This window comes from Pseudomonas sp. NFACC39-1, from assembly GCF_900110355.1.
GTDB classification, from domain to species: domain Bacteria; phylum Pseudomonadota; class Gammaproteobacteria; order Pseudomonadales; family Pseudomonadaceae; genus Aquipseudomonas; species Aquipseudomonas tehranensis.
Map to the genome: position 1 here is coordinate 206,107 of NZ_FODL01000002.1, position 25,814 is coordinate 231,920.

Here is a 25,814-nt window from a genome sequence, read left to right on the forward strand (position 1 = left end):
GTCGGCTGTAAGGTAAGTAAGCACTATAGACAGTGCGAATAATCCATATCTTCATGATTTTTTCAGACGTTCGGCCAGCGCTGTCGCCAGTTGAGCGGTCAGGCCGTACACCGATAACTGGGGGTTGGCGCCGATGCTGGTGGGAAACAGCGAGCCGTCATGGATGGAAAGATTACTCAATTGATGATGGCGCCCAAGGCTGTCGGTGACGGCGCTTTTCGGATCTTCGCCCATGGCGCAACCACCCATCACGTGGGCGCTGCCCAGGCGTGTGCGGTACAGGGCGAGGTCCAGGCCGTCGATCAGCGTACGGGCCTGGGCCAGGGTTTTCACGTAACCGGCGTCGCTGTGCATCGGCATGACCGCCCTGGCGCCGCCGGCAAACTGAATCTCGGCCATGCTGTGAAACGCTCGGCGCAAACCGTCCCAGGCGTAGGGTGACACCGCGTAGTCGAGCACAGGTGTGCCGTCGCTGCGCAACTGAACGTTGCCGCCGCTGCTGTCCGGGTGAAAACCGTCACGCATCAGCGCCAGCATGGCGTGGGTGTGGGGCAGTTGCGCCATATGTTCGGCATTCTCGCTGCCAAACCCGCCCAGTAGCGCGGCGGCGAGGGCCGGGTGCAGGGGTGGGACTTCCAGTTTGTAGGACATCTTGCCGGTGGCACCGTCCTGCCACTGGAAATGATCTGAATAAATCGATTGTGGTGCGCCGTAGAACGGATTGATCACTTCGTCGAATTGCCCGGCCGACATGTTCACCAGGTGCAGGAAGGTGCGTTTCCCCAGGCGCTCGTGCGGGTCCGGCGCTTCGGAGCGCAACAGCAAGGCCGGGCTGTTGATGCCGCCGCCGGCCAGCACGTAATGCCGCGCCTTGACTGTGACGTGTCGCCCTGTCGGCGCCACGCAGCGCTCGTCCATGGCCAGGCATTCCAGGCTGACAACCGCATCGTTTTTGATCATTAGTCGTTCGGCCCGTGCCAGGTAAAGCAGCGCGCCGCCCTTGTCCAACGTGGCCGGAATGGTGGTGACCAGCATCGACTGCTTGGCGTTGGTCGGGCAGCCCATGCCGCAATAGCCCAGGTTCCAGCAACCGCGCACATTGCGCGGGATGACGTGCCAGCTATAGCCCAACTGTTCGCAGCCTTTGCGGATCACGTCGTTGTTGGCATTGGGCGGGACCAGCCAGGGCGCCACACCCAGGCGTCGCTCCATCTGTTCAAACCAAGGCGCCATTTCTGCGGGGCTGTGACCCTTGACGTTGTGCTCGGTCGCCCAGTGGTCGAGGGTCTGGTTGGGCGTGCGGAAGCAGGAGGTCCAGTTGATCAATGTCGTGCCACCCACCGCGCGACCCTGGAGAATGGTGATGGCACCGTCCTTGCTCATGCGTCCGAGGCCTTCCTGGTAAAGACTGGTGTAGGCCTGGTCTTCGAGCAGCTTGAAGTCATGGCTGGTCTTGAGCGGCCCCTCCTCGATCAACACCACCTTGTAGCCGGCGGCGCTGAGGATTTCGGCCGTGGTGCCCCCGCCGGCGCCGCTGCCGATGATCGCAACGTCCGCTTCCAGGGTCAGGTCCTGGGTCAACTGCGCACCGTTGTAGGTGGTCCAGCCGCGGGCCAGGCCTTCGCGGAAGGGGTCGAGTACGGGCATGTTCGGGTTCTCTTGTTGTTATGAGTATGTGATGCCCCCGGTGGGAGCGAGCCTGCTCGCGATAGAAGTGTGCCAGTCAACTTCAATGCTGCTGATCCACCGCAATCGCGAGCAGGCTCGCTCCCACAGGGTTTGGATGACTGTTAAACCGTTGGCGGCCCTGGGTATCCGCAATGCGCCCAGGCCTCAGCCCGGCTGTACCACGCCATCATGACCATTTGCAGCAGTGAGCTGTGGCCCTGGCGGAGCAGATCCAGCGAGCTGTTTTCCCACCGACCGAGAAATTTCTGGATGTCATCGGCGCTGGCGTTTTCCCACGAGCTCCAGATTCCGGTTAGTGGCCCACGGGTAACGCCCAGCGTGAGCACGTCGAATAGCTGGTGCGTGAGCTTGAGCATGGGCGGGGACAGATGAGCCAGGGTCGTGTCCAGGCTTTTCAAGGTCGCTTCAGCGGCGCCAGGAAGCTTTTCAGCGACCACGGAGCCGTCCAGCATCACGGGAATGACGGCGCGCAAAAACGGCAGGTCGTTGTCACGCAAGGCTACAAGACCGCTGGCCGAACGGCTGGGGCCGCAACCGCTCAGGCTGGCACCCAACCCGACGGTGACCAGAAAGGCGCTGGCGCCGAGGCTGAACTGCAACAGGCCGCGTCGTGACAGGGTAGGAATATCGGTCAGGCTTGGGTTCATTATTGTTATTACCCGGAAAGACTGCTGCTAACGGACAAACAACTTCTGGATCAGTTTCTGGAGTGGCTTGCCGTAAGGTGGATAAATCAGTTTCGCCGCGTTGAACCGCTGTTTGCTCAGTACGCCCTTGGCCTTGCTGAACGTCAGGAAGCCTTCGTGACCGTGGTAGTGCCCCATCCCCGAGGCGCCAATGCCGCCGAAGGGCAGGTCATCCTGGGCGACGTGCAGCAGGGTGTCGTTCAGGCAAACACCACCGGAATGGGTCTCGTTGAGCACGCGATGGTGTTCGGCCTTGTTGTAGCCAAAGTAGTAGAGCGCCAGCGGGCGAGGCCGCTGATTGATGTAGGCAAATGCCTGGTCCAGGTCCTGATAGGGCACGATGGGCAACAGCGGGCCGAAGATTTCGTCCTGCATGACGGTCATGTCATCGCTGACGTTGAGCAACAGGCTGTGGGCCATGCGTCGCCCCTGACCTCGATCGAACAACTCGATCAGCAATGCGCCCTTGCTGGTGGCATCGCCTATGTAGCCGTTGAGTCGCGCCAATTGTCGCTCGTTGATGATCGCGGTGTAGTCCGGATTGTCAGTCAGGGTCGGATAAAACCCGCGAACCGCTTCGCGATACGCTTCAACGAATTCCCCGACACGGTTCTGCGGCACCAGTACGTAGTCCGGTGCGACACAGGTTTGTCCGGCATTCAGGGTTTTGCCGAATGCAATGCGCTCGGCGGCGTCCTTGAGGGGCACGTCCGCGGACACGATGGCGGGCGATTTGCCTCCCAGTTCGAGCGTGACCGGGGTCAGGTTCTCGGCGGCGGCGCGCATCACGTGCTTGCCAATGCTGGTGGCGCCGGTGAACAGCAAGTGGTCGAAGGGCAACCTGGAAAACGCCATGCCGACCTCAGCCTCACCGAGCACCACGCACACCAGATCCTGAGGGAAAATGCGCGTCAGCAGTTGTTTGAGCAGCAACCCGGTGGCAGGGGTCGATTCGCTCAGCTTGAGCATCACCCTGTTGCCCGCCGACAATGCCCCCACCAGCGGCCCGATGGCCAGGAACAGTGGGTAGTTCCAAGGCACGATGACCCCGACCACGCCCAGCGGTTGGTACACCACTTTGGCTGACGCCGGTTGGAAGGCCACGCCCACCTTGCGGCGGGAAGGTTTCATCCAGCCCTTGAGGTGTCGGCTGGCGTAATGGATGCCGTGCAGGCTCGGCATGAGCTCGGCCAGCAGCGTTTCGTCCGCGCTGCGGTGGCTGAAGTCCTGGCTGATGGCGTCGATCAGTGCTTGTCGCTCGTCGCTCAGTAACTCGCGCAACGCCTTGAGCCATTGCCGCCGCTGCTCGGCAGGTGGCATGGGGTGGGCGGCATAGGCTTGGCGCTGGGTGTCGAAAAGCGCTTGCAGTTCGCCCAGGTGCTGTTGAGATTCGCGCAGGTAAGCAACGTCGGCAGGCATGGGCGGGCACCGATAGTATTAGAGTGAGTGTTTTCTAGAGCTTGTGCTCTAAAAAGTCAACCGACATCCGTGACGCCTTTGGGTTTGTCCTGTGACCGATAGGTCGTAAGATGCCGTTCAATGCTTTCGTCGAATTAAAGCTCAAGCCATGGCCATACGAATAAAAACCAGCGAGCGCATCGTGCAAAACAGCCTTGAGCTGTTCAATCAGCAGGGTGAGCGCAGCGTCAGCACCAACCATATCGCCGCCCACATGGACATGTCCCCGGGCAATCTCTACTACCACTTCCCCAACAAGCAGGCGATCATCGCCGTATTGTTCAGTGAGTACGAAAACCTGGTGGACAGTTTCCTGCGTCCGCCCCAAGGCCGTGCGGCCACTGTCGAAGACAAGCGCTTCTATCTGCAGGAGTTGCTCTCGGCGATGTGGCGCTACCGCTTCCTGCACCGCGACCTGGAGCATCTGCTGGACAGCGACCCGGACCTTGCCGCGCGCTATCGTCGGTTTTCCCAACGTAGCCTGATTCACGGCACGGCTATCTACGAGGGCTTTGTGGCCGCCGGTATCCTGAAAATGGACCGGGTGCAAATCGAGTCCCTGACCCTCAATGCCTGGATCATTCTCACGTCCTGGGTCCGTTTCCTCTGCACCACACGGGAAAATTCCAACCATTTGAGCGAGCAGGCCATCAAGCGAGGGGTCTATCAAGTGCTGGTGCTGGAGGCCGGTTTCGTGACTGAGCAGGCCCGCGAAGCGGTGGATGCGCTGTTCAAAGAGTTCTATGTCCCCCTGGCCCAGACTCTGGAAGAAGGGGCGTAGGATTCAAATTCGATCGAGCCACAGGAGCCCGTTATGCCCATTGCGCAACTCATCAGTCCTCAAGCCCTGGAACACAGGCGGTCGCAGCCCGGACTGGTGATCCTTGATTGTCGTTTTGCCCTGGAGGACCCGGACTACGGCCAGCGCAGTTACGCCGAAGGCCATATTGCCGGGGCATCCTTCGCTGACCTCGAACGGGACCTGAGTGGGCCAGTCACCAAAGGCGTGACCGGCCGCCATCCTCTGCCGGAGCCTGAGGCCTTGATGAAGCGTTTGCGGGCCTGGGGGATCGGCAACGACAGCGACATCGTTCTGTACGATGACGGCCCTGGCGCCTATGCCGCCCGGGCCTGGTGGTTGCTGGCCTGGCTGGGTAAGCGCGATGGCGTTTACATCCTCGATGGCGGGCTCAAGGCTTGGCATGCTGCCGGTTTGCCCTTGAGTCTCGATCCACCGGTCAACGGTCCCGGGACCTTCAGTGGTTCGCCGGACGCGACCCTGCTGCTGAGTGTCGAGGCGCTTGAGCAGCGCCTCGGTGAGCCGGACATGACCCTGCTCGATGCCCGGGCGTTGCCGCGTTTCAAGGGCGAAGTCGAACCGATCGATCCGGTGGCTGGACATATTCCGGGCGCGCAGTGCGCAGCGTTCACCGAGAACCTGGGTGCTGACGGGCGCTTCCTGCCAGTCGACCAGCTCAAGCAGCGCTTTGCCGAGAAATTGGGAGAGCGCTCGCCGACGGAGCTGGTGGCCTATTGCGGCTCCGGCGTGACGGCATGCCATAACCTGTTTGCCTTGTGCCTGGCGGGATATCCGTTGGGGAGGTTGTACGCCGGTTCGTGGAGTGAGTGGATCACCGATCCGCAGCGGGGCGTGGCGAAGGGCGAATAGCGGTCAATGTGGGAGCGAGCCTGCTCGCGATAGCGGTGGGTCAGCTTGCATCGATGCCAAATGTTCCACCGTAATCGCGAGCAGGCTCGCTCCCACAGGGATTTGGTGTTTAACCACAGTCATCCCTGGCCCAGGCTGGCCAGCCAGTGGGGAATCCGCCGCTCCAGATAATACCCCGGGCGGCGCAAGCTCCCGTCGACAAAACCCACATGCCCGCCTTGTGCATGCAGTTCCAGCTGGGTAGAGGCTGACAACTCGCCAGGTTCGGGCAAGCTGTGGGGAAACACGAAAGGGTCGTCGGCGGCTTGGATGACCAGGGTCGGCGTGCTGATCTCGCCAAGAAAGTAACGACTGGAGGCGCGACGGTAATAGTCGGCGGCGTCAGAGAAACCGTGCAGCGGCGCCGTCACCCGCCCATCGAAGTCCCAGAAGGTGCGCATGTTTTCCAGAGGGCCCAGTGCCGTGAGGGTCGCCAGCCCTTCGTGGCGTCCGTCGTGCTGGAACTGGCGTTGCTTGTTGCGCACATAGGCCACCATCTCGCGCATGAAATGGGCCTGATAAAACCTGGAAAACCCCTGTCCGATGCGATCGGCACACTGGTCGAGGCGAAACGGTACCGACACCGCGACCGCCCCTTGCAGCTGACTGTCGCCGCCCGTTTCCCCCAGGTGCTTGAGCAGCACGTTGCCGCCCAGTGAATAGCCCACTGCAAACAGCGGTGCCAAGGGGCGGCGGGCCCGCAGATGGGCGATGGCGGCGGCGAGGTCTTCGCTGGCCCCCGAGTGATAGCTGCGGGGTAACAGGTTGGGTTCTCCCGAGCAACCACGCCAGTTCAGCGCCACGCTGGCCCAGCCCTGTCTGCCAAGAGCCTGTTGCAGGCCGGCCACGTAGGGCGAGTTGGAAGACCCGGTAAGCCCGTGAAGTACCAGCACCAGTGGCGCATCGACTCGGTGGGGGCCATGCCAGTCGAGATCGAGAAAGTCGCCGTCTTCCAACCACAGACGCTCACGTTCCCGAGCGATGTGCAAGGTCTTGCGCCACAGCGGTCCCCACAAGGTTTGCAAGTGCGGGTTGCCAAGGCCCAGGGCCGGGACGAAGCGTTCAGTTGCAACAGACACGATCATTTCTCGATGCACTGGCCAGCCGTTCAGCCAACGGCCTCTGCCACACGTTGCCACAACGCGTAATACACCCGTCCGGATTTCTGTTCACGATGCAGGCGCCAGTTGCCTGGCAACCCCAGGGTGGACGGGGCGGCTTCGCTTTCAGTGTAGACCCAGGCATCGTCGGCCAGCCAATGACGTTCTTCGAGCAAGGTGCAAACGGCTGGCAGCAGGTTCTGGTTGAACGGTGGGTCGAGGAACACCAGGTCGAAGGGGGTCGCCGGCTGGCTGTCCAGGTAGCGCAACGCGTCGGCGGTCTGCACCTGACCGACGGTGCAACGCAGTGTGCCCAGGTGCTCTTTCAGGCTGGAGACCGCCAGGCTGCTGGCGTCCAGCGCCTGGCCCATGGCGGCGCCACGGGACAACGCCTCAAGAAACAATGCCCCGCTGCCGGCAAACGGGTCGAGTACCCGAGCGCCGGCCACGTAGGGCGCGAGCCAATTGAACAGGGTTTCGCGCACCCGGTCCGGGGTTGGGCGCAGGCCCGGCGCGTCGGGGAAGCTCAAGCGCCGGCTGCGCCATTCGCCGCCGATGATGCGCAACTGGTTCACACCGTTGTGCACGGGTTTCTTGCTGGAATTGGATGGGCGGGCCATTAGTGCTCCGGAACCCCGAGCGGTTGCTCGGCAGGTTTTTCAGTGGGGGCCGGCAGCGGCTGTTGCGGCACGGTCGGGCCGGCGGTGACGATGACCATTTTATCCGTGCTCAGGTGTTTGTTCAGCGCGGTCTTGACCTGTTCGACGGTCAGTTCCTGGGACTGACGCATAAAGTCTTCCAGGTAGCTGAGCGGCAAGTCATAGAAACCCATGGCGCCGAGCTGGCCGACAATGTCCTCGTTGCTGGCGGTGGACAGCGGGAAACTGCCGGCCAGCTCACGCTTGGCATCATCGAGTTCTTTTTGGGTCGGGCCGTTCTTCAGATAATCGGCGAACACATCCTGCACCAGTTTCAGCGTGCCTTCGCTCATTTCGGCGCGTGTCTGCAGGTTGATCATGAACGGGCCACGGGCCTGCATCGGCGAGAAGCCAGAATACACGCCGTAGGTCAGGCCACGCTTTTCCCGGACTTCGGTCATCAACCGCGTGCCGAAACCGCCGCCGCCGAGGATCTGGTTGCCCAGGGATACGGCCGCATAGTCCGGGTCGTCCCGATCGATGCCCAGTTGCGCAAGCATCAGGTTGGTCTGCTTGGACGGGAACTCGATGTGACCGATGCTCGCCTTCGGTTCAACCGGTTGCACGGTCTTCGCCAGCGCTGGGCCCTTCGGCAGCGCGGCGGACACCTGATTGGCAATGGCTTCGGCTTCGGCACGGGACAGGTCCCCGACCAGCGCAATCACCGCGTTGCCGGCGGCATAGGCCCTGGCGTGGAAAGCCTGGACCTGGGCCAGCGTGATCGGTGGAATGCTTTGGGCGGTACCGTCACTGGAATGGGCATACGGATGATCACCGTACAGGCGCTTCATCAGTTCCAGCCCCGCCAGCTTGCCGGGGTTCTGCTTCTGGTACTCGAAACCGGCCAGCAACTGATTCTTGATGCGCGCAAAGGAGTCGGCGGGGAAGGTCGGTTTGCCAACGACGTCGGCGAACAGCTTCAGCGCCGGCTCACGCTTGTCCACCGCGCTGAGGCTGCGCAGTGACGCCAGGGCCATGTCCCGCAGGGCACCGTTGCCAAAATCGGCGCCGAGGCTTTCGAACCCTTGGGCAATCGCGCTGACATCCTTACCGGCTACGCCCTCATTGAGCATGGCGTTGGTCAACAGCGCCAGACCGGGTGTATCGCCGTCCTGGCTGCTGCCGGCTGCGAAAGTCAGGCGCAGGTCGAACATCGGTAATTCCCGGGCTTCGACGAACAACACCTTGGCGCCGTCAGCGGTTGTCCAGGTTTTTACGTCGAGCTGGCGACGGCTGGGTGCCTTGCCGTCCAGCTCGGCCAAAGATTGCAGCTTGTTGCTGGCCTTGGCTTTGTCCAGCGCCTGGCTGGCGTTGGTGTCATTGGATGGCGACAGGTAAAAGGCCAAGGCGCTGACCAGGGCGATCAACACCACACCGATCAGCACCAGACGCGGTGATTTGCGCTCACTCATGAGCTTTCTCCTCGGGCAGGACGTGCGCGACGCTCAGGCGCGAGCGGGTGAAATACAGCTGGGCTGCCTTCTGGATATCTTGCGGGGTCACGCTTTGCAGTTCGGCGAGTTCGGTGTCCATCAGTTTCCAGGACAAGCCGACCGTTTCCAGTTGGCCGATGGCGGTGGCCTGGCTGGTGATCGAATCGCGCTCGTACACCAGGCCGGCGATGACCTGGGCGCGGACGCGCTCCAGTTCCTCGGCGGTCGGGGCGGTGGTTTTCAACTGTTCGAGCAAGCGCCACAAACCGGCTTCGGCCTGGGCCATGGTTTTGTTTTTCTGGGTGTTGGGCGTGGCCGACAGGGTGAACAGCGTGTCGCCACGGGTAAAGGCGTCGTAGCTCGACGAACCGCCGGACACCAGCTCTTCGCCGCGTTCTAGCTGGGTCGGGATCCGCCCGCTGTAGCCGCCGTCCAGCAAGGCCGAAATCAGCCGAAGGGCATTGACCGAGCGTTTGTCGGTCGCGGTGGCGATACTCGGCACGTTGAAGGCCAGCATCAGGCTTGGCAGTTGGGTCTGCACATGCAGGGTAATCTGCCGCTCGCCAGGTTCGGCCAGTTCCAGGGGGATCTTCGCCGGCGGCACGTCGCGCCGGGCAACCGGGCCAAAGTAACGCTGGGCCAACGTCTTGACCTCGTCGGGCGTGACATCGCCGACCACCACCAGGGTTGCGTTATTCGGCGCGTACCAGGATTCGTACCAGTGGCGCAGTTCCTGGACTTTCATCCGCTCCAGGTCGGCCATCCAGCCGATGGTCGGGGTGTGGTAGCCGCTGGCCGGGTAAGCCATGGCCTTGAAGCGCTCATAAGCCTTGGACATCGGCTTGTCGTCGGTGCGCATGCGGCGCTCTTCCTTGATCACCTCGATCTCGCGACTGAACTCCTCCGGTGGCAGGCGCAGGCTGGCCATACGGTCGGCTTCCAGCTCGAAGGCCACGCCCAGGCGATCGCGGGCCAGTACCTGGTAGTAAGCGGTAAAGTCATCGCTGGTGAAGGCGTTTTCTTCGGCGCCAAGGTCGCGCAGGATCAGCGAAGCTTCGCCGGGGCCGACTTTCGAGCTGCCCTTGAACATCATGTGTTCCAGGGCGTGGGACAAACCGGTCTGGCCCGGGGTTTCATAACTGGAGCCAACCTTGTACCAAACCTGGGACACCACCACCGGTGCGCGATGATCTTCGCGCACCACGACCTTCAGGCCGTTGTCGAGGGTAAATTCATGGGTGGGTTGTGGATCGGCAGCCAAGGCTGAAAAAGGCAGACAAACTGTGCTGAGCAGCAGGCCTGCAGCACGGCGGGCAAGAGCATTCATTCGTGTTTAAACCTGTTGGGCTGCCCGCTAGGTCTTAGCGTCGGCGGGCGAGAGGGTGCTAGGATACTGATCCGTTTTACTGGCGGCCACGCCTATCGGGCCTTTTCGCGGTCCGGGGTTGTTTGGGTTCTCGGAAGAAACCCTGGGTTTGTTCGTTGATCCCAGCGTTTTCGCCGATGATGTCGCGCCAGTCCTTCGAAAAAATCGACCTTGAGCTGTCCTGGGGACAACTCGACAAAATGTTGCGCGTGAACAAGCTGGGTGAAACGCAGTCTGTTCAGCATCGAATATTTATCACCGAGGCGCCCTGATGGCGCGTCGCTACCGTGAGATAGCCGTCCTCCATGTTTGGTTCCAACGACGACAAGAAGACCCCAGCTGCGGCTGGCGAGAAAAAAGGCCTGTTCGGATGGCTGCGCAAGAAGCCGCAGGAAACCGTCGTCGAACAGCCGCAACCGCTGCCTGAGCCCGACGCCGAGGCGGTGGCCGAAGAAGCTGCCCCCATTCTCCTGCCGATTGCCGAGCCGGTGTTGCAACCGGCCGAGCCTGCGCCTGACTCGGCCGCGGAGCCGGTGGCCGAGCAACCGCTGACCCCGCCCGAAGGGCAAACCCCCTGGCTGACCTTACCCGTGGCGGAAGAGCCGGTAGCGTTGGTGGAGGACGCACAGGCGTCGCAGGTCGCTCCGCCGATTCCGGCACTCACCCCCTCCGTCGCGGCCCCGGCCGTGGAGCCGACCGTCGAAGTGCCGGTGCCTGCCATCACGCCTGTCGCAGCCCCAGCCGCCCCTGAACCGGAGCCCGTTGCAGTTGAGTTGCCAGCTCTCGCAGAGCCCGCGCCTGCCGCCGAAGAGAACAAGGTCGGTTTCTTCGCCCGCCTCAAGCAAGGCCTGTCCAAGACCAGCGCCAGCATCGGCGAAGGCATGGCCAGCCTGTTCCTGGGCAAGAAAGTCATCGACGACGAATTGCTGGAAGACATCGAAACCCGCTTGCTGACCGCCGATGTGGGCGTCGAGGCGACGTCGGTGATCATCCAGAGCCTGACTCAAAAGGTGGCGCGCAAGCAGCTCACCGACGCCGACGCTTTGTACAAGTCTTTGCAGGGCGAGTTGACCAACATGCTCAAGCCGGTGGAACAGCCGCTGGTGATTGCCGCGCAGAACAAGCCGTTCGTGATCCTGGTGGTGGGCGTCAACGGCGCCGGCAAGACCACGACCATCGGCAAACTGGCGAAGAAGCTGCAGTTGGAGGGCAAGAAAGTCATGCTCGCCGCCGGCGATACCTTCCGCGCCGCTGCGGTCGAACAGCTGCAAGTGTGGGGCGAGCGCAACAAGATTCCGGTAATCGCCCAGCATACCGGCGCCGACTCCGCTTCAGTGATTTTCGACGCCGTGCAGGCCGCCAAGGCCCGTGGCATCGATGTGCTGATTGCCGACACGGCCGGTCGCCTGCATACCAAAGACAACCTGATGGAAGAGTTGAAGAAGGTTCGCCGGGTGATCGGCAAGCTCGATGCCGACGCGCCCCATGAGGTGCTGTTGGTGCTGGACGCCGGCACCGGCCAGAACGCTATCAACCAGGCCAAGCAGTTCAACCAGACCGTCCAACTGACCGGACTGGCCCTGACCAAGCTCGACGGGACCGCCAAGGGCGGGGTGATTTTCGCCTTGGCCAAGCAGTTCGGTCTGCCGATTCGCTACATCGGCGTGGGTGAAGGCATCGACGATCTGCGCACCTTTGAAGCCGAGCCCTTTGTCCAGGCACTGTTTGCCGAGCGGGAGCACTCATGATTCGTTTCGAACAGGTCGGTAAACGCTATCCGAACGGACACGTCGGCTTGCATGAGCTGAGCTTTCGGGTCCGTCGTGGCGAGTTTCTGTTTGTCACCGGCCATTCTGGCGCCGGTAAAAGTACCTTGCTGCGCCTGCTGCTGGCGATGGAGCGGCCCACCACCGGCAAACTGCTGTTGGCCGGCCAGGACCTGAGCACCATCAGCAATGCCCAGATTCCTTTTTTGCGTCGGCAGATCGGCGTGGTGTTCCAGAATCACCAGTTGCTGTTCGATCGCACGGTGTTCAACAACGTGGCGTTGCCCTTGCAGATCCTTGGCCTGTCCAAGGCCGAGATCAACAAGCGCGTGGATTCGGCCCTGGAGCGTGTGGCGCTGTCGGACAAGACCGATCTGTACCCCGGCGACCTGTCCACCGGCCAGCAACAGCGCGTGGGCATCGCCCGCGCCATCGTTCATCGCCCCGCCTTGCTGCTGGCGGATGAACCTACCGGTAACCTGGACCCGCGTCTGGCGGCGGAAATCATGGGCGTATTCGAAGACATCAATCGCTTGGGCACCAGCGTGCTGATTGCCAGTCACGACCTGGCCCTGATCGCGCGCATGCGTCACCGCATGCTCACCTTGCAGCGCGGTCGACTGATCGGTGACGGGGAGGCTGGCGTATGAGTGCGACCCGTAGCCCCAAGGTAGCCGAGCGCGTGGCTCCGAAAGCCTCCGATCCGCAGCCGCCAAAGAAGAAGCGCGACGATGACGACGGCCCGGATTTCGCGACACTGTTTCACGCCTGGGTCGAAAGCCACCGCGCGAGCCTGCTGGACAGCCTCAAGCGCCTGGGCAAGCAACCGATCGGCAGCTTTTTTACCTGCATGGTGATGGCGGTGGCTCTGAGTTTGCCCATGGGCCTGTCATTATTGCTAAGTAATGTGGAGCGCCTGGGTGGCTCCTGGCAGCGTGCGGCGCAGATTTCCTTGTATCTGCAGTTGGAAGCGAGCCCTGCCGAAGGCCAGGCGTTGCGCGAGCAGATCAAGGCCATGCCGGGCGTGGCCGACGCCGAATACATTGGTCGCGAACAGGCGCTGGAGGAATTCCAGCAGCAGTCCGGCCTGGGCGATGCCCTCAAGGAACTGCCGGAAAACCCGCTGCCGGGTGTGGTACTGGTGACACCCGAGGAAGTCGACAAGCCAACCCTTGAAGCATTAAGACAAAGACTTTCCGAGTTGCCGAAGGTACAACAGGCGCAACTTGATCTAGTCTGGGTCGAGCGTCTTGCGGCGATCCTCAAGCTTGGCGACCGGTTTGTCTTCGGTCTGACGGTGCTTCTGGTTTCTGCATTACTTTTGGTGATAGGCAATACCATTCGTCTTCATATTGAAAACCGCCGCACCGAGATAGAAGTGATTAAACTCGTCGGCGGTACGGACAGTTATGTGCGCAGGCCCTTCCTTTACATGGGGGCGCTATATGGCTTCGGTGCCGGGATTCTGTCCTGGGGCGTATTGGCATTTGGCCTGGACTGGCTGAATGACGCGGTGGTGGGGCTGGCTGGTTTGTACGGCAGTGATTTTTCCCTGGCCGGAGTGCCAGCCGCCGACGGTCTGTCGCTCTTGCTTGGCGCGGTGCTGTTGGGTTATATCGGTGCATGGATTGCGGTAGCACGCCACTTGCGTGAGCTTGCTCCAAAATAGTGTTTTTTGCGCGTATTGACCTTTCGGTTTTTGTGGGAACTTGTCCTACGGTTCCCGGTCAATTTTCGCAGTGCTGAACTGCACGAGTTATGTGAGTCGGAGGTTTTTTCGTATGACCACTTCTTTGCAACCTGCTTATGCTCTGGTCCCGGGTGCGAACCTGGAGGCTTATGTGCACACGGTGAACAGCATCCCTTTGCTGACGCCCGAGCAGGAGCGTGAACTGGCCGAGAGTCTCTATTATGAGCAGGATCTTGAGGCGGCTCGGCAGATGGTGCTCGCCCACCTGCGTTTTGTTGTACATATCGCCCGCAGCTATTCCGGCTACGGGCTGGCCCAGGCCGACCTGATCCAGGAAGGCAACGTCGGCCTGATGAAGGCGGTCAAGCGTTTCAACCCGGAAATGGGTGTGCGCCTGGTGTCGTTTGCAGTGCACTGGATCAAGGCGGAAATCCACGAGTTCATCCTGCGCAACTGGCGCATCGTGAAAGTCGCGACCACCAAGGCCCAGCGCAAGCTGTTCTTCAACCTGCGCAGCCAGAAGAAACGTCTGGCCTGGCTGAACAATGAAGAAGTCCATCGCGTGGCCGAGAGCCTGGGCGTCGAGCCGCGGGAAGTGCGCGAGATGGAAAGTCGTCTGACCGGCCATGACATGGCCTTCGACCCGGCCGCCGAAGCGGACGACGACAGCGCTTTCCAGTCGCCGGCCAACTATCTGGAAGACCACCGGTACGACCCGGCGCGTCAACTGGAAGACGCCGACTGGAGTGACAACTCCAACACCAACCTGCACGAAGCCCTGGAAGTGCTGGACGAGCGCAGTCGTGACATTCTCTACCAGCGCTGGCTGGCCGAGGAAAAAGCCACGTTGCACGACCTGGCACAGAAGTACAACGTGTCGGCCGAGCGAATTCGCCAGCTTGAGAAAAGCGCGATGAACAAGCTCAAGACGTCGATTGCTGCCTGACCTGCGCAACAGCCATAAAAAACGCCCCGATCAGTGATGATTGGGGCGTTTTTGTTCGGGCGGGCAAAATCCCTGTGGGAGCGGGCTTGCTCGCGAATGCGGTGTACCGGATACATTGATGTGGACTGACACACCGCATTCGCGAGCAGGCTCGCTCCCACAGGGATCTGTTGTGCCCCGGCTATTGCGCCCAAGGCGCCCGCCGCGAATCATTCAGGCCCAGCAGGTAGCTGTCGCCCCCCAACTGGCTCATCTGTCGGCGAATCCAGTTCGCGCGCCGCAGCACATAAGGGCTCGGGCGTGCGGCGTTCCATACCCGGGGGTTGGGCAGGACCGCCGCCAGCAGGCTGGCCTGTTGCCGGGACAATGCATCGGCGCTTACCCGAAAGTGATGCCGCGCCGCGGCTTCGGCGCCGAACACACCGTCATCCCACTCGACGCTGTTGAGGTACACCTCGAGAATCCGCTGCTTGGGCCAGAGTATTTCGATCAGCGCGGTAAACCAGGCTTCCAGGCCCTTGCGCAGCCAGCTACGGCCCGGCCACAGGAACAAGTTCTTGGACACTTGCTGGCTGAGGGTGCTGGCGCCGCGAATCGAGCCGCCACGTCCGTTATGGGTAAGCGCGGCCTGGATCGCACCGAAGTCGAAGCCCCAGTGCTCAGGAAATTTCTGGTCCTCACCCGCGATTACCGCGATTTTGAGGTTGTCGGAAATCTGATCCCAGGGTTGCCAGGTACGCTGCAGGTCGATCGGCTCGCCACCGAACCAGGATTCAACCTTGCGCTCGATCATCAGCGCGGTGAACGGCGGCGGCACCACGCGAAACAGCAGCACCAGCACAACGCTGCCGACGGCGAACCAGAGCAGGGCTTTAACGAATCGTCGAAACAATGAACGCAACATAGAGATGGCTTGGCCGAACCCGTCGAGCGGGCCATTATACAGACCCTGTCCACCGAGTCTGACTGGAGTTCTCATGCTGCGTAGTTTTCTGATGCTGGCTGCTTTTTTCGGCTTCACAGGCGTGGCACTGGGAGCGTTTGCCGCCCACGGCCTGAAAAACCGCCTGAGCGCCGATTACCTGGCGATCTTTCATACCGGCGTCACCTATCAGTTGGTGCACACCCTGGCGTTGCTGGGCGTCGCGCTGCTGGCCACGCACATCCCCGGTCGCATCGTCACCTGGGCCGGGATTTCGTTTGTCATCGGTATCCTGCTGTTCTCCGGGAGTCTTTATCTGCTAACCCTCACGGGGATCGGCAAACTGGGCATTATCACGCCGTTCGGTGGCGTAGCGTTTCTGATCGGTTGGCTGTGCCTGGGGCTTGCCGCCTGGCGGTTGGGCTGACCGCACGGTCCAATTCATGACGAATGGCTTGGGTCGTCCAGACTGATCGGGCTAGAATGCCAGCCCCTAAAAATGATGGCGGCATCCGGCATGCGCATTCAGTTGAACGGCGAACCCCTTGATCTGCCTGACGGTGAAACCGTTGCGGCCCTGCTGACCCGTCTGGAACTAACCGGACGCCGCGTCGCGGTGGAGCTCAATCTGGATATCGTCCCGCGCAGCCAGCACGCCGACACCACGTTGAACGACGGCGACAGCGTCGAAGTGGTCCACGCCATCGGCGGCGGCTAGTCCCTGCGGTTTTACAGTATTTCGCAAGAACCTCACCCCAACAGAGGATTTCCCATGAGCATCGTTCGTAGCGACAAGCCCTTCGTCCTGGCCGGTCGTACCTACCAGTCGCGTTTGCTGGTTGGCACCGGCAAATACCGCGACATGGAAGAAACCCGCCTGGCCATCGAAGCCTCGGGCGCTGAAATCGTGACCGTTGCCGTGCGCCGGACCAACATCGGCCAGAACCCGGGCGAACCGAATCTGCTGGATATCCTGCCGCCGGATCGCTACACCATCCTGCCCAACACCGCCGGTTGCTTCGACGCCATCGAGGCCGTGCGCACCTGCCGCCTGGCCCGTGAACTGCTCGACGGCCACAATCTGGTGAAGCTGGAAGTGCTGGCGGACCAGAAAACCCTGTTCCCCAACGTGATCGAAACCCTCAAGGCCGCCGAAACCCTGGTCAAGGAAGGTTTCGACGTGATGGTCTACACCAGCGATGACCCGATCATCGCCCGTCAACTGGCGGAAATTGGCTGCATCGCGGTGATGCCGCTGGCTGGCCTGATCGGCACAGGCCTGGGGATCTGCAACCCGTACAACCTGCAGATCATCCTGGAAGAGGCCAAGATTCCGGTGTTGGTGGATGCCGGTGTCGGTACTGCGTCCGACGCCACTATCGCCATGGAACTGGGCTGTGAAGCCGTGCTGATGAACTCCGCTATTGCCCATGCCCAGCAACCGATCCTGATGGCCGAAGCCATGAAGCACGCCATTGTCGCTGGGCGTTTGGCGTACCTCGCCGGCCGCATGCCGAAAAAACTTTACGCCAGCGCCTCTTCGCCGCTGGATGGTCTGATCAAGTAAGAGCCATTGATGACTGAATCGAACGACACGCCTGTCCTCCCGGAAGAAGGCGAAGAGCGCCAACATCGCCGCATCAAGAGTTTCGTGATGCGCGCCGGGCGCATGACCGAAGGCCAGCAACGTGGTCTTGAGCAGGGCGCGTCGCGGTTCGTCCTGCCCCTGGCCGATGCGCCGGTGGATTTTGACCAGGTGTTCGGCCGCTCGGCGCCGCGCTCGCTGGAAATCGGCTTTGGCATGGGCCACTCGCTGCTGGAAATGGCCGCCGCGGCGCCGGAGCAGGATTTCATCGGTGTGGAAGTTCATCGTCCCGGTGTGGGCGCGCTGCTCAACGGCGTGTTGACCCAAGGGCTGACCAACCTGCGGGTCTACGACTGCGACGCCATCGAAGTGCTTAACCGCTGCGTGGCCGACAACAGTCTCGACCGGCTGATGCTGTTCTTCCCGGACCCATGGCACAAAAGCCGTCACCACAAGCGCCGCATCGTCCAGGCGTCGTTCGCGGAGCTGGTGCGCAGCAAGCTGAAGGTCGGCGGTGTGCTGCACATGGCCACCGACTGGGAGCCTTACGCCGAATACATGCTGGAAGTGATGAACGTCGCCCCGGGCTACCGCAACCTGGCCGAAGACGGCAAGTGCGTGCCGCGCCCGGCCGAACGACCGATCACCAAGTTCGAACGCCGTGGCGAACGCTTGGGGCATGGGGTTTGGGATTTGAAGTTCGAGAAGGTGGATTAAGCATCACGCAATACCCAATGTGGGAGCGAGCTTCTGTGGGAGCAAGGCTTGCCCGCGATAGCAGCGCCTCGGTGCAACTTGAACCTCGAGTTGCCTGCATCGCGAGCAAGCTTTGCTCCCACAAATCCTTGCTCCCACAGTTGTTTTAGGTTGTGGCCGGATCAGCGACGATCCGCCACCACGCCAATCAACACCAGCACCACCAACAGCACCGGCGCCAGGCTGTAGTTGTTGAACTGGCTCAAGCCCCGGACAATCCACGGCGTGGCGTAGATCAGCGCCGCGCCGCTGCCGATCATGCACAGCAGGGCGATCAGCGGGACGCGCAAGGCGCCGGCGATATTGCCAAGGCGTTGTTCGACCCAACCCTTGATGTCGGCACCAAACAGCACCAGCAGACACCCTACCAATGCCAGAGAGATTTCCGACAGGTTGCTGCGGCTCCAGCGGGACACGGTGGCGAGCAGGTCGAGTACCAGATCCATGGGGTTTCCTTGTGTGATTAGCTCAAAAATTTCTGCAACAGGTCGTTGAGAAACAACTGTCCGCGCTCGGTGGCTGCCAGACGTGCCGGTTCGACCTGCAACAACCCGCTTTGTTCGGCCTCGCGTCGGCCTTCAGCCAGGCTTTGCAAGGGCAAGCCGGTGCGCTCGGGGTAAAGCTGCGCTTCCACGCCTTCGGTCAGGCGCAGCGCGTTCATCAGGAACTCGAAGGGCAGCTCTTCATTGCTCAGGGTCTTCTCGCCGGCCAGGAAGCGTTTGGCTGGGTTGAGGTAGTCCTTGGGCAGGCGGGTTTTCCAGGTGCGCACAATACGCCCGTCCGGATGGCTGAGCTTGCCGTGGGCACCGGCGCCGATGCCGATGAAGTCGCCGAAACCCCAGTAGTTGAGGTTATGCCGCGCCGGCCGGCCGGGTTGGGCGTAGGCCGAGACTTCGTATTGGCTGTAGCCATGTTCGGCCAGCAACGCTTGCCCGGCTTCCTGGATGTCCCACAGGGTGTCGTCTTCCGGCAAGGTCGGCGGCTGGTTCCAGAACACCGTGTTTGGCTCCAGGGTCAACTGATACCAGGACAGATGCGTGGGCTTCAACGCAATGGCCTGGCGCAAATCGCTCAAGGCGTCGTCCAGGGACTGATCGGGCAGGCCATGCATCAGGTCCAGGTTGAAGTTGTCGAACCCGGCCTGACGGGCCATGCCGGCGGCACGCACAGCTTCGTCACCGTTATGGATCCGGCCCAAAGCCTTGAGCTTGTCTTGCTGAAAGCTCTGGATGCCAATGGACAGGCGATTGATGCCCAGTGCCCGGTAAGCGACAAATTTCTCTTGCTCGAAGGTGCCAGGGTTGGCTTCCAGGGTGATTTCAATGTCATGGGCAAAGGGGATTCGCGCCTCGACACCTTTGAGCAGCCGCCCCAGGGCCTGGGCGCTGAACAGGCTTGGCGTGCCGCCGCCGAAGAAGATCGAGCTCAGTTCCCGGCCATACACCGCCTGCAAGTCCTGGTCGAGATCGGCCAGCAAGGCGTCGACGTACTCTTCCTCCGGCAACTGCGGGCTGGCGGTATGGGAGTTGAAATCGCAATACGGGCATTTGCGTACACACCACGGAATGTGGATGTACAACGCCAGGGGCGGCAGCACTGGCAGCGGCGCCCGAGGCGTTTGCGCACCGCCATGGATCAGGGGTGCAGGGGACTCATCGATCATTGCAGACCCAGGCGTTGACGCAGCAGCGCCATGGCGCGGGCGCGATGGCTCAACTGGTTCTTTTCCACCGGGCCCAGCTCGGCGCTGGAGCAGTTGCGCTCCGGCACCCAGAACAGCGGATCGTAGCCAAAGCCGTGTTCGCCGCTGGCTTCAGTGAGAATGCGCCCGTGCCACAAGCCCTCGCAGAGGATCGGCAGTGGATCGTCGGCATGACGGACCAGGGCCAGCACGCAAACGAACTGCGCGCCGCGCTCGGCTTCGGGCACATCCTTGAGGGTCTCGAGCAGCTTGGCGTTGTTCGCCGCATCGCCTTTGCCATCTGCGTAGCGGGCTGAATAGATGCCCGGCGCACCGCCGAGAACGTCCACCGCCAGCCCGGAATCGTCGGCCAACGCCGGCAGGCCCGAAATGCGCGCGGCGTTGCGGGCCTTGAGGATGGCGTTCTCGACGAACGACAGGCCGGTTTCTTCAGGTTCTACCTGACTGAACTCGCCAATCGAGCGCAACTGCACCGAGCCACCGAGCATGGCCTGGAGTTCCTTGAGTTTGCCGGCGTTGTGGCTGGCCAATACGAGCTGAGTGAGGTTCATCATTGTCCGGGGTACAGTCTCTGGTTGAAGCTGATGGTGTTGATCTTGTCACCCGTTTGCACCTTGATCTCGAAGGTGCGGGTTTCCTCTTGGGGCACCGGATATTGGGCGATGTAGTAGATCGCGTTTTCTTCGGTCACCTGCTTGAAGTTCAGCGCGATACTCTGGCTGGTGAGGTCTTTCACTGTGCCGCTGACCTGGGCCATCAGAGGCTTGCCATCCTTGATGACCGAGACGTTGATCACGCCCTGGCCCTTGCTGCGGATCAGCTCGGCATTCTTGGCGATGTCCGGCGTCAGGAAGGTCGAGTTGAAGGTGTTGTAGTGCACGGTGATGTCACCGAACACTTCCTTGCGCTCGGCCTTGATGACGTCGGCGGCCATGGCGCCGACGCTCAGGCAGGCGGTGATGAGAAACAACGCTAGACGTTTCATGTCGTGCTCCTGGTAAGGCCGGGGTTCACACCGCGACCTGATGATCGGCAAGGCCTGGGCTGCTGACCCGATAAATGCCTATTTCACCTAACAGATTAGGCCATAGCTTGCTGGCCCACCCGTGGCGGTGTTGCTGGTCCACCGCCAGGCGATCGATGACCTTGGCTTGGCGTTCGCGGCACAGCGCCTCGAAATCCTCGAAGGTGCAGAAGTGGATGTTCGGCGTGTTGTACCAGGTATAGGGCAGGAACTCCGACACCGGCATGCGCCCCTTGCTCGCCAGGTACCAGCGGCAGCGCCAGTGCCCGAAGTTGGGGAAGGTGATGATGCACTGGCGCCCGACCCGCAGCATTTCGTCGAGGATCTTGTCCGGGTAGTGCACCGCTTGCAGCGCCTGGGTCATGACCACGATGTCGAAGCTGTTGCTGGCGAAGTTGCCCAGGCCCTTGTCCAGGTCCTGCTCGATCACGTTGATGCCCTTGGCCACGCACTCGGCGATGTTGTCCGGGTCGTTTTCCAGGCCGTAGCCGGTGACTTGCTTGTGGTCGCGCAGCCAGGTCAGCAGTTCGCCGTTGCCGCAGCCCAGGTCGAGCACGCGGCTGCCGGCGGGGATCCATTCCTGGATGATGTCCAGATCGGCTCTCATGGCGTCCTCACAGCGTTATACGGTTCATGTAGTTGCCGAACGCCTGCAGGTAGCGCGGGATCGGGATCAAAAAGGCGTCGTGACCCTGGGGCGCGTCGATTTCCAGGTAGCAGACGTCCTTGCGGGCAGCCATCAGCGCGTCCACCAGCTCCCGAGAGCGGGCCGGGGAGAAACGCCAGTCGGTGGTGAATGACATCACGCAGAACCTGGCGGTGGCGCCTGCAAAGGTTTTTGCCAGGTCATCGTCGAAGTTCGCCGCCGGATCGAAGTAGTCCAGGGCTTTCGTCATCAACAGGTAGGTGTTGGCATCGAAGCGTCCGGAGAATTCTTCGCCCTGGTAGCGCAGGTAGCTTTCCACCTGGAATTCGACGCTGTGGAAGTCGTAGTTGAGCTTTTCGCTCTTGAGACCGCGGCCGAATTTCTCACCCATGGAATCATCGGACAGGTAGGTGATATGCCCGACCATCCGCGCCAGCATCAGCCCGCGCTTGGGGATCACGCCGTGTTCCTGGAACGAACCGCCGTGGAATTCCGGATCGGTGAGAATCGCCTGGCGCGCCACTTCGTTGAAGGCGATGTTCTGCGCCGACAGCTTGGGGGCCGAGGCGATTGCCAGGCAGTGGCGCACGCGGTCCGGGTAGGTGATGGTCCATTGCAGGGCTTGCATGCCGCCCAGGCTGCCGCCGATCACTGCGGCCCACTGGGTGATACCAAGGCGGTCCGCCAGGCGTGCCTGACTGTGGACCCAGTCTTCTACGGTCAGTACCGGAAAGTCGGCGCCGAAGGGCCTGCCGGTGTCCGGATTGACGCTGCTGGGGCCGGTGGAGCCGTTGCAACCGCCGAGGTTGTTCAGGCTGACCACGAAGAACTTGTTGGTGTCGATGGGCTTGCCCGGGCCGATGCAACTGTCCCACCAGCCCGGCTTGCGGTCGTCGACACTGTGATAGCCGGCGGCGTGGTGATGCCCCGACAGGGCGTGGCAAATCAGCACGGCATTGCTCGCCGTGGCATTGAGGGTGCCGTAGGTTTCGAAAATCAGGTCATAGGCTGGCAACGAACGGCCGCAGGCCAGGGCCAGGGGCTCGCTGAAATGCGCCATTTGCGGCGTCACCAGACCAACGGAATCGGGGGGAAAGGCAGCTGGCATCGACCCTGCTCTCGTTGAAATGAGGCGTAAGTCTAAAGACCGCTGTGGCAAGCGGCAAGCAAAGGCCGGAGCTGATTGTCCGCCCGCTGCAAACCCTGTGGGAGCAAGGCTTGCCCGCGATGAGGACGATGCGGTCCTGTAGGAGCTGTCGAGTGCAACGAGGCTGCGATCTTTCCCCGGACAATTGAGTCGCAAGCGAAAGATCAAAAGATCGCAGCCTTCGGCAGCTCCTACAGGGTTAGATCAGCAGCCGCAGGATTTCCGGCATCATGGTCATCGCCGCGAGGTTGTTGATCACCAGCATGTCGATCAGCTTGAGCACCAGGAACGCCAGGATCGGCGAGATATCCAGGCCCCCCAGGTTCGGCACGATGCGGCGGAACGGTGCCAGCGCCGGCTCGCAGATCTGGTTCACCAGCTCGGCGCCCGGGTTGTGGCTGCCGGGAGCGACCCAGGACAGGATTACGCTGATGATCAGGGCGAAGAAGAAAATCTTCAGGAACAGCGCGGTCACGCCAATGATCGACCAGATCAGCAGTTGCAGCGGGTTGCCGGTGGTGCCGTAGGTCAGCAGCAGGGTCAGGGCCATCAGCGCCAGTTGCACGATGGTCGCCAGTACCAGCGACGACATGTCCAGGCCGAACACGCTCGGAATGATCCGGCGCAGTGGCTTGAGCAATGGCTGGGTGGCCTTGACGATGAACTGGCACAGCGGGTTGTAGAAGTTGGCGCGCACCAGTTGCAACACAAAGCGCAGCAGTACGATCAGCAGGTACAGGCTGCCGAGGGTTTGCAGCACGTAGACCGCTGCAGTGTTCAATCCGATCATGAATGGCTCCTTATTGGCCCAGTTGTTCGGCCATTTCGGCCGAGCGGTGCGCGGCGGCGCCGAGTGCTTTTTCTACCAGGGCTTCGAAGCCCCCGGCCTGGAACGATTTAATGGCGGCTTCCGTGGTGCCGGCTGGCGAGGTCACCCGGCGACGCAGTTCGGCCGCATCGACATCGCTGGACACGGCCATGTGCGCGGCGCCCAGGGCGGTCTGCAACGTCAGCTTGGCGGCGGTTTCGCGCGGCAGGCCGAGTTTTTCACCGGCGGCGGTCATGGCTTCGATCAGCAGGAAGAAGTAGGCCGGGCCCGAGCCGGACACGGCCGTCACCGCATCCAGTTGCTGCTCGGTTTCCAGCCACAGTGCCAGGCCGACGGCCGATAGCAGTTGTTCGGCCTGCTGGCGCTGTTCGGCGGTCACGTGTGCGGTCGCGAACAGCCCACTGACGCCCTGGCGCAGCAGCGCCGGAGTATTGGGCATGCAACGCACGATTGGCTGGGCACCGAGCCAGTTATTCATGCTGGCGCAGGTGATGCCGGCGGCGATCGACACTACCAGTTGATGGGGTTTGAGGCTCGGGCGAAGGGCTTCGCACACGGCTTTCATCGCCTGTGGCTTGACCGCCAGCACGACGACGTCCGCGCCCTCGATGGCCTGGACGTTGTCGGCGAACGTGTCGATGCCGTGCTCTGTGCCCACCCGGGCGCGGGTCTCGGCCCCCGGATCGCTGGCGCGGATCTGCGAAGCGTCCAGACCCTTGGCCCGCAGGCCGCCGATCAGGCTGGCGGCCATGTTGCCGGCGCCGATGAAGGCAATACGTGTGTTGCTCATGACAGGTCCTTGATTAGAGAGTTGAGTCAGCATGGCTTACGGCTAGCTACGGCTATAGTCGCGCGCGCCAAACAGCGCTGTACCGATCCGCACCCAGGTGGCGCCCTGGGCAATGGCCGACTCGAGGTCGTGGCTCATGCCCATGGAAAGGGTGTCCAACGGTAGCTTCAGATCGGCTTGCAAGCGTTGAACCGCTGCGAAGGCGGCATCTTGGGCGGCACGCTCCTCGGTGGGTTCGGGAATCGCCATCAACCCACGCAGCTTCAGGCGTGGCAACGCGCTGATGGCGCTGGCCAGAGCGGGCAGGTCCGCCGCGGTGCAGCCGGATTTGCTGTCTTCACCGCTGACGTTGACCTGGATGCAGATGTTCAGCGGCGGCAGGTCGGCCGGGCGCTGCTCGGACAGGCGTTGTGCAATTTTCAAACGATCCACGGAATGCACCCAGTCGAAATGTTCGGCGATAGCGCGCGTCTTGTTCGATTGAATGGGGCCGATGAAGTGCCAGATCAAGGGCAGGTCGGTCAGTTCGGCCTGTTTGCCCAGCGCCTCCTGCAGATAGTTCTCGCCAAAATCCCGCAGGCCGGCGGCATAGGCTTCACGCAGGGCCTGGGCGGGCTTGGTCTTGCTCACCGCCAGCAGCTGCACGCTGTGTTCGTCGCGGTGGGCGGCTTGTTCGGCTGCGCGGATACGCGATCTAACCTGAGCAATGTTGTCTGCTATCGTGGACATAAAGAAGCGCCAGCGGTGAGGTTCGCGGCATTCTACTGGAATTGAGGAGCGCTATGGATATCACTGAGTTACTGGCGTTCAGCGCCAAACAGGGCGCATCGGACCTGCACTTGTCCGCCGGGCTGCCGCCGATGATCCGTGTCGATGGCGATGTGAGGCGGATCAACCTGCCGGCCCTGGACCACAAGCAGGTCCATGAGCTGATCTACGACATCATGAACGACCGGCAGCGGGTGGATTACGAGAAGTTTCTGGAAACCGACTTTTCCTTCGACGTGCCGGGCGTCGCACGGTTCCGGGTCAATGCGTTCAACCAGAATCGCGGTGCAGGTGCGGTGTTCCGAACCATCCCGTCGAAAGTCCTGACCATGGAAGACCTGGGGATGGGCGATGTGTTTCGCAAAGTGACCGAGGCGCCTCGCGGGCTGGTGTTGGTGACTGGGCCGACCGGCTCCGGCAAGTCCACCACCCTGGCGGCGATGATCGACTACCTCAACACCCACAAACACCATCACATCCTCACCATCGAAGACCCCATCGAGTTTGTCCACGAGCCGCGCAAATGCCTGATCAACCAGCGCGAAGTGCACCGCGACACCCAAAGTTTCTCCACGGCCCTACGCTCAGCCCTGCGCGAAGACCCAGACGTGATTCTTGTGGGGGAGATGCGGGACCTGGAGACCATCCGCCTGGCCCTGACCGCCGCCGAAACCGGTCACCTGGTGTTCGGCACCTTGCACACCACCTCGGCGGCCAAGACCATCGACCGGGTGGTGGACGTGTTCCCGGGGGACGAGAAATCCATGGTTCGTTCGATGTTGTCCGAATCCTTGCAGGCGGTGATTTCACAGACGCTGGTCAAGAAGATCGGCGGCGGCCGGGTCGCGGCGCATGAAATCATGCTGGGAACGTCGGCGATCCGTAACCTGATCCGCGAAGACAAAATCGCCCAGATGTACTCGTCGATCCAGACCGGTGGCTCGCTAGGGATGCAGACGCTGGATATGTGTTTGAAGGATTTGGTGAGCAAAGGCTTGATCAGCCGCGAGCATGCGCGGGAGAAGGCGCGTACGCCGGATAACTTCTGAGAAGAAATTTCTGTGGCGTTTTCGAGGACCTCTTCGCGAGCAAGCCCGCTCCCACA

Annotated in this window: 28 protein-coding genes; 11 read left to right on the forward strand and 17 right to left on the reverse strand. The window is 61.8% G+C overall.

Features of this window, described 5'->3' with window-relative positions:
- Positions 1-51: 51 nt before the first annotated feature.
- From BMY45_RS05250 to BMY45_RS05260, 3 genes are all read right to left on the reverse strand, one after another.
- Positions 52-1,647 (reverse strand): GMC family oxidoreductase, encoded by a 1,596-nt coding sequence (locus BMY45_RS05250; RefSeq protein ID WP_092395424.1) that lies wholly within the window; start codon positions 1,645-1,647, stop codon positions 52-54.
- A 143-nt stretch (positions 1,648-1,790) separates the two neighbouring features.
- Complete coding sequence (locus tag BMY45_RS05255; protein WP_092395426.1) at positions 1,791-2,336, reverse strand: twin-arginine translocation pathway signal protein; 546 nt, start codon at positions 2,334-2,336, stop codon at positions 1,791-1,793.
- A gap of 27 nt (positions 2,337-2,363) precedes the next feature.
- A complete protein-coding gene (locus BMY45_RS05260; protein ID WP_092395428.1) occupies positions 2,364-3,794 on the reverse strand; it encodes a coniferyl aldehyde dehydrogenase in 1,431 nt (476 codons plus the stop codon).
- 148 nt (positions 3,795-3,942) lie between these two features.
- Between BMY45_RS05260 and BMY45_RS05265 the strand changes: the two genes are divergently transcribed.
- Together BMY45_RS05265 and BMY45_RS05270 are read left to right on the forward strand one after the other, a co-directional pair.
- Positions 3,943-4,614, forward strand: coding sequence for a TetR/AcrR family transcriptional regulator (locus tag BMY45_RS05265; protein WP_047226027.1), 672 nt, complete (start codon positions 3,943-3,945; stop codon positions 4,612-4,614).
- Between the two features lie 33 nt (positions 4,615-4,647).
- Positions 4,648-5,502, forward strand: a complete 855-nt coding sequence (locus BMY45_RS05270) for a sulfurtransferase (RefSeq protein ID WP_092395430.1) — start codon at positions 4,648-4,650, stop codon at positions 5,500-5,502.
- A gap of 119 nt (positions 5,503-5,621) precedes the next feature.
- On the opposite strand, the gene BMY45_RS05275 is transcribed toward BMY45_RS05270, so the two are convergent.
- Genes BMY45_RS05275 through BMY45_RS05290 form a run of 4 tightly spaced genes read right to left on the reverse strand, consistent with a single transcriptional unit; the run spans position 5,622 to position 10,099 of the window.
- Complete coding sequence (locus tag BMY45_RS05275; RefSeq protein WP_092396000.1) at positions 5,622-6,620, reverse strand: hydrolase; 999 nt, start codon at positions 6,618-6,620, stop codon at positions 5,622-5,624.
- Positions 6,621-6,649: 29 nt separating this feature from the next.
- Positions 6,650-7,261, reverse strand: a complete 612-nt coding sequence (rsmD, locus tag BMY45_RS05280; protein WP_092395432.1) for a 16S rRNA (guanine(966)-N(2))-methyltransferase RsmD — start codon at positions 7,259-7,261, stop codon at positions 6,650-6,652.
- Positions 7,261-8,751: a M16 family metallopeptidase gene (locus BMY45_RS05285; RefSeq protein ID WP_092395434.1), complete on the reverse strand. Its 1,491-nt coding sequence runs from the start codon at positions 8,749-8,751 to the stop codon at positions 7,261-7,263. The genes rsmD and BMY45_RS05285 overlap by 1 nt, the downstream gene beginning before the upstream one ends.
- On the reverse strand, positions 8,744-10,099 hold the full coding sequence (locus BMY45_RS05290; protein ID WP_092395436.1) for a M16 family metallopeptidase: 1,356 nt from the start codon (positions 10,097-10,099) through the stop codon (positions 8,744-8,746). Before BMY45_RS05290 ends, BMY45_RS05285 begins: the two co-directional genes overlap by 8 nt.
- Positions 10,100-10,443: 344 nt before the next feature.
- On the opposite strand from BMY45_RS05290, the gene ftsY reads away from it, so the two are divergent.
- The 4 genes from ftsY (at position 10,444) to rpoH (ending at position 14,540) form a co-directional block, all read left to right on the forward strand.
- Complete coding sequence (gene ftsY, locus BMY45_RS05295; protein ID WP_092395438.1) at positions 10,444-11,886, forward strand: signal recognition particle-docking protein FtsY; 1,443 nt, start codon at positions 10,444-10,446, stop codon at positions 11,884-11,886.
- Entirely contained in the window at positions 11,883-12,554 is a 672-nt protein-coding gene (gene ftsE, locus BMY45_RS05300; protein ID WP_030137923.1) for a cell division ATP-binding protein FtsE, read from the forward strand. The genes ftsY and ftsE overlap by 4 nt, the downstream gene beginning before the upstream one ends.
- Positions 12,551-13,573, forward strand: coding sequence for a permease-like cell division protein FtsX (ftsX, locus tag BMY45_RS05305; RefSeq protein ID WP_092395440.1), 1,023 nt, complete (start codon positions 12,551-12,553; stop codon positions 13,571-13,573). Before ftsE ends, ftsX begins: the two co-directional genes overlap by 4 nt.
- 112 nt (positions 13,574-13,685) lie before the next feature.
- Positions 13,686-14,540: an RNA polymerase sigma factor RpoH gene (gene rpoH, locus BMY45_RS05310; protein WP_092395442.1), complete on the forward strand. Its 855-nt coding sequence runs from the start codon at positions 13,686-13,688 to the stop codon at positions 14,538-14,540.
- Between the two features lie 181 nt (positions 14,541-14,721).
- On the opposite strand, the gene mtgA is transcribed toward rpoH, so the two are convergent.
- Entirely contained in the window at positions 14,722-15,444 is a 723-nt protein-coding gene (gene mtgA / locus BMY45_RS05315) for a monofunctional biosynthetic peptidoglycan transglycosylase (protein ID WP_092395444.1), read from the reverse strand.
- Between the two features lie 73 nt (positions 15,445-15,517).
- Between mtgA and BMY45_RS05320 the strand changes: the two genes are divergently transcribed.
- From BMY45_RS05320 to trmB, 4 genes are all read left to right on the forward strand, one after another.
- Complete coding sequence (locus tag BMY45_RS05320) at positions 15,518-15,889, forward strand: DUF423 domain-containing protein (protein WP_092395446.1); 372 nt, start codon at positions 15,518-15,520, stop codon at positions 15,887-15,889.
- Positions 15,890-15,979: 90 nt separating this feature from the next.
- Positions 15,980-16,180, forward strand: coding sequence for a sulfur carrier protein ThiS (gene thiS / locus BMY45_RS05325; RefSeq protein WP_160893822.1), 201 nt, complete (start codon positions 15,980-15,982; stop codon positions 16,178-16,180).
- Between the two features lie 54 nt (positions 16,181-16,234).
- On the forward strand, positions 16,235-17,029 hold the full coding sequence (locus BMY45_RS05330; RefSeq protein ID WP_003177480.1) for a thiazole synthase: 795 nt from the start codon (positions 16,235-16,237) through the stop codon (positions 17,027-17,029).
- A 9-nt stretch (positions 17,030-17,038) separates the two neighbouring features.
- The gene (gene trmB, locus BMY45_RS05335) at positions 17,039-17,764 is read left to right on the forward strand and encodes a tRNA (guanosine(46)-N7)-methyltransferase TrmB (RefSeq protein WP_092395448.1); all 726 of its coding nucleotides are present in this window, start codon (positions 17,039-17,041) and stop codon (positions 17,762-17,764) included.
- 161 nt (positions 17,765-17,925) lie between these two features.
- On the opposite strand, the gene BMY45_RS05340 is transcribed toward trmB, so the two are convergent.
- The 9 genes from BMY45_RS05340 to BMY45_RS05380 all read right to left on the reverse strand — a co-directional run bounded on the left by BMY45_RS05340 (position 17,926) and on the right by BMY45_RS05380 (position 24,670).
- Positions 17,926-18,249 (reverse strand): DUF3392 domain-containing protein, encoded by a 324-nt coding sequence (locus tag BMY45_RS05340; RefSeq protein WP_092395450.1) that lies wholly within the window; start codon positions 18,247-18,249, stop codon positions 17,926-17,928.
- A gap of 17 nt (positions 18,250-18,266) precedes the next feature.
- A complete protein-coding gene (hemW, locus tag BMY45_RS05345) occupies positions 18,267-19,466 on the reverse strand; it encodes a radical SAM family heme chaperone HemW (RefSeq protein WP_092395452.1) in 1,200 nt (399 codons plus the stop codon).
- Complete coding sequence (gene rdgB / locus BMY45_RS05350; RefSeq protein ID WP_092395454.1) at positions 19,463-20,059, reverse strand: RdgB/HAM1 family non-canonical purine NTP pyrophosphatase; 597 nt, start codon at positions 20,057-20,059, stop codon at positions 19,463-19,465. The genes hemW and rdgB overlap by 4 nt, the downstream gene beginning before the upstream one ends.
- Positions 20,056-20,490 carry a DUF4426 domain-containing protein gene (locus BMY45_RS05355; protein ID WP_092395456.1) on the reverse strand — a complete coding sequence of 145 codons (435 nt, stop codon included), beginning with the start codon at positions 20,488-20,490 and terminating at the stop codon, positions 20,056-20,058. The genes rdgB and BMY45_RS05355 overlap by 4 nt, the downstream gene beginning before the upstream one ends.
- Positions 20,491-20,515: 25 nt before the next feature.
- Entirely contained in the window at positions 20,516-21,136 is a 621-nt protein-coding gene (gene metW / locus BMY45_RS05360) for a methionine biosynthesis protein MetW (RefSeq protein ID WP_047226012.1), read from the reverse strand.
- 7 nt (positions 21,137-21,143) lie between these two features.
- Positions 21,144-22,283 carry a homoserine O-succinyltransferase MetX gene (locus BMY45_RS05365; protein WP_092395458.1) on the reverse strand — a complete coding sequence of 380 codons (1,140 nt, stop codon included), beginning with the start codon at positions 22,281-22,283 and terminating at the stop codon, positions 21,144-21,146.
- A 238-nt stretch (positions 22,284-22,521) separates the two neighbouring features.
- Positions 22,522-23,112, reverse strand: coding sequence for a YggT family protein (locus tag BMY45_RS05370; RefSeq protein ID WP_092395460.1), 591 nt, complete (start codon positions 23,110-23,112; stop codon positions 22,522-22,524).
- 10 nt (positions 23,113-23,122) lie between these two features.
- Complete coding sequence (proC, locus tag BMY45_RS05375) at positions 23,123-23,941, reverse strand: pyrroline-5-carboxylate reductase (RefSeq protein WP_092395462.1); 819 nt, start codon at positions 23,939-23,941, stop codon at positions 23,123-23,125.
- Between the two features lie 42 nt (positions 23,942-23,983).
- The gene (locus BMY45_RS05380; protein ID WP_047226008.1) at positions 23,984-24,670 is read right to left on the reverse strand and encodes a YggS family pyridoxal phosphate-dependent enzyme; all 687 of its coding nucleotides are present in this window, start codon (positions 24,668-24,670) and stop codon (positions 23,984-23,986) included.
- 53 nt (positions 24,671-24,723) lie between these two features.
- Between BMY45_RS05380 and BMY45_RS05385 the strand changes: the two genes are divergently transcribed.
- Positions 24,724-25,758, forward strand: coding sequence for a type IV pilus twitching motility protein PilT (locus BMY45_RS05385; RefSeq protein ID WP_092395464.1), 1,035 nt, complete (start codon positions 24,724-24,726; stop codon positions 25,756-25,758).
- Positions 25,759-25,814: the final 56 nt, after the last annotated feature.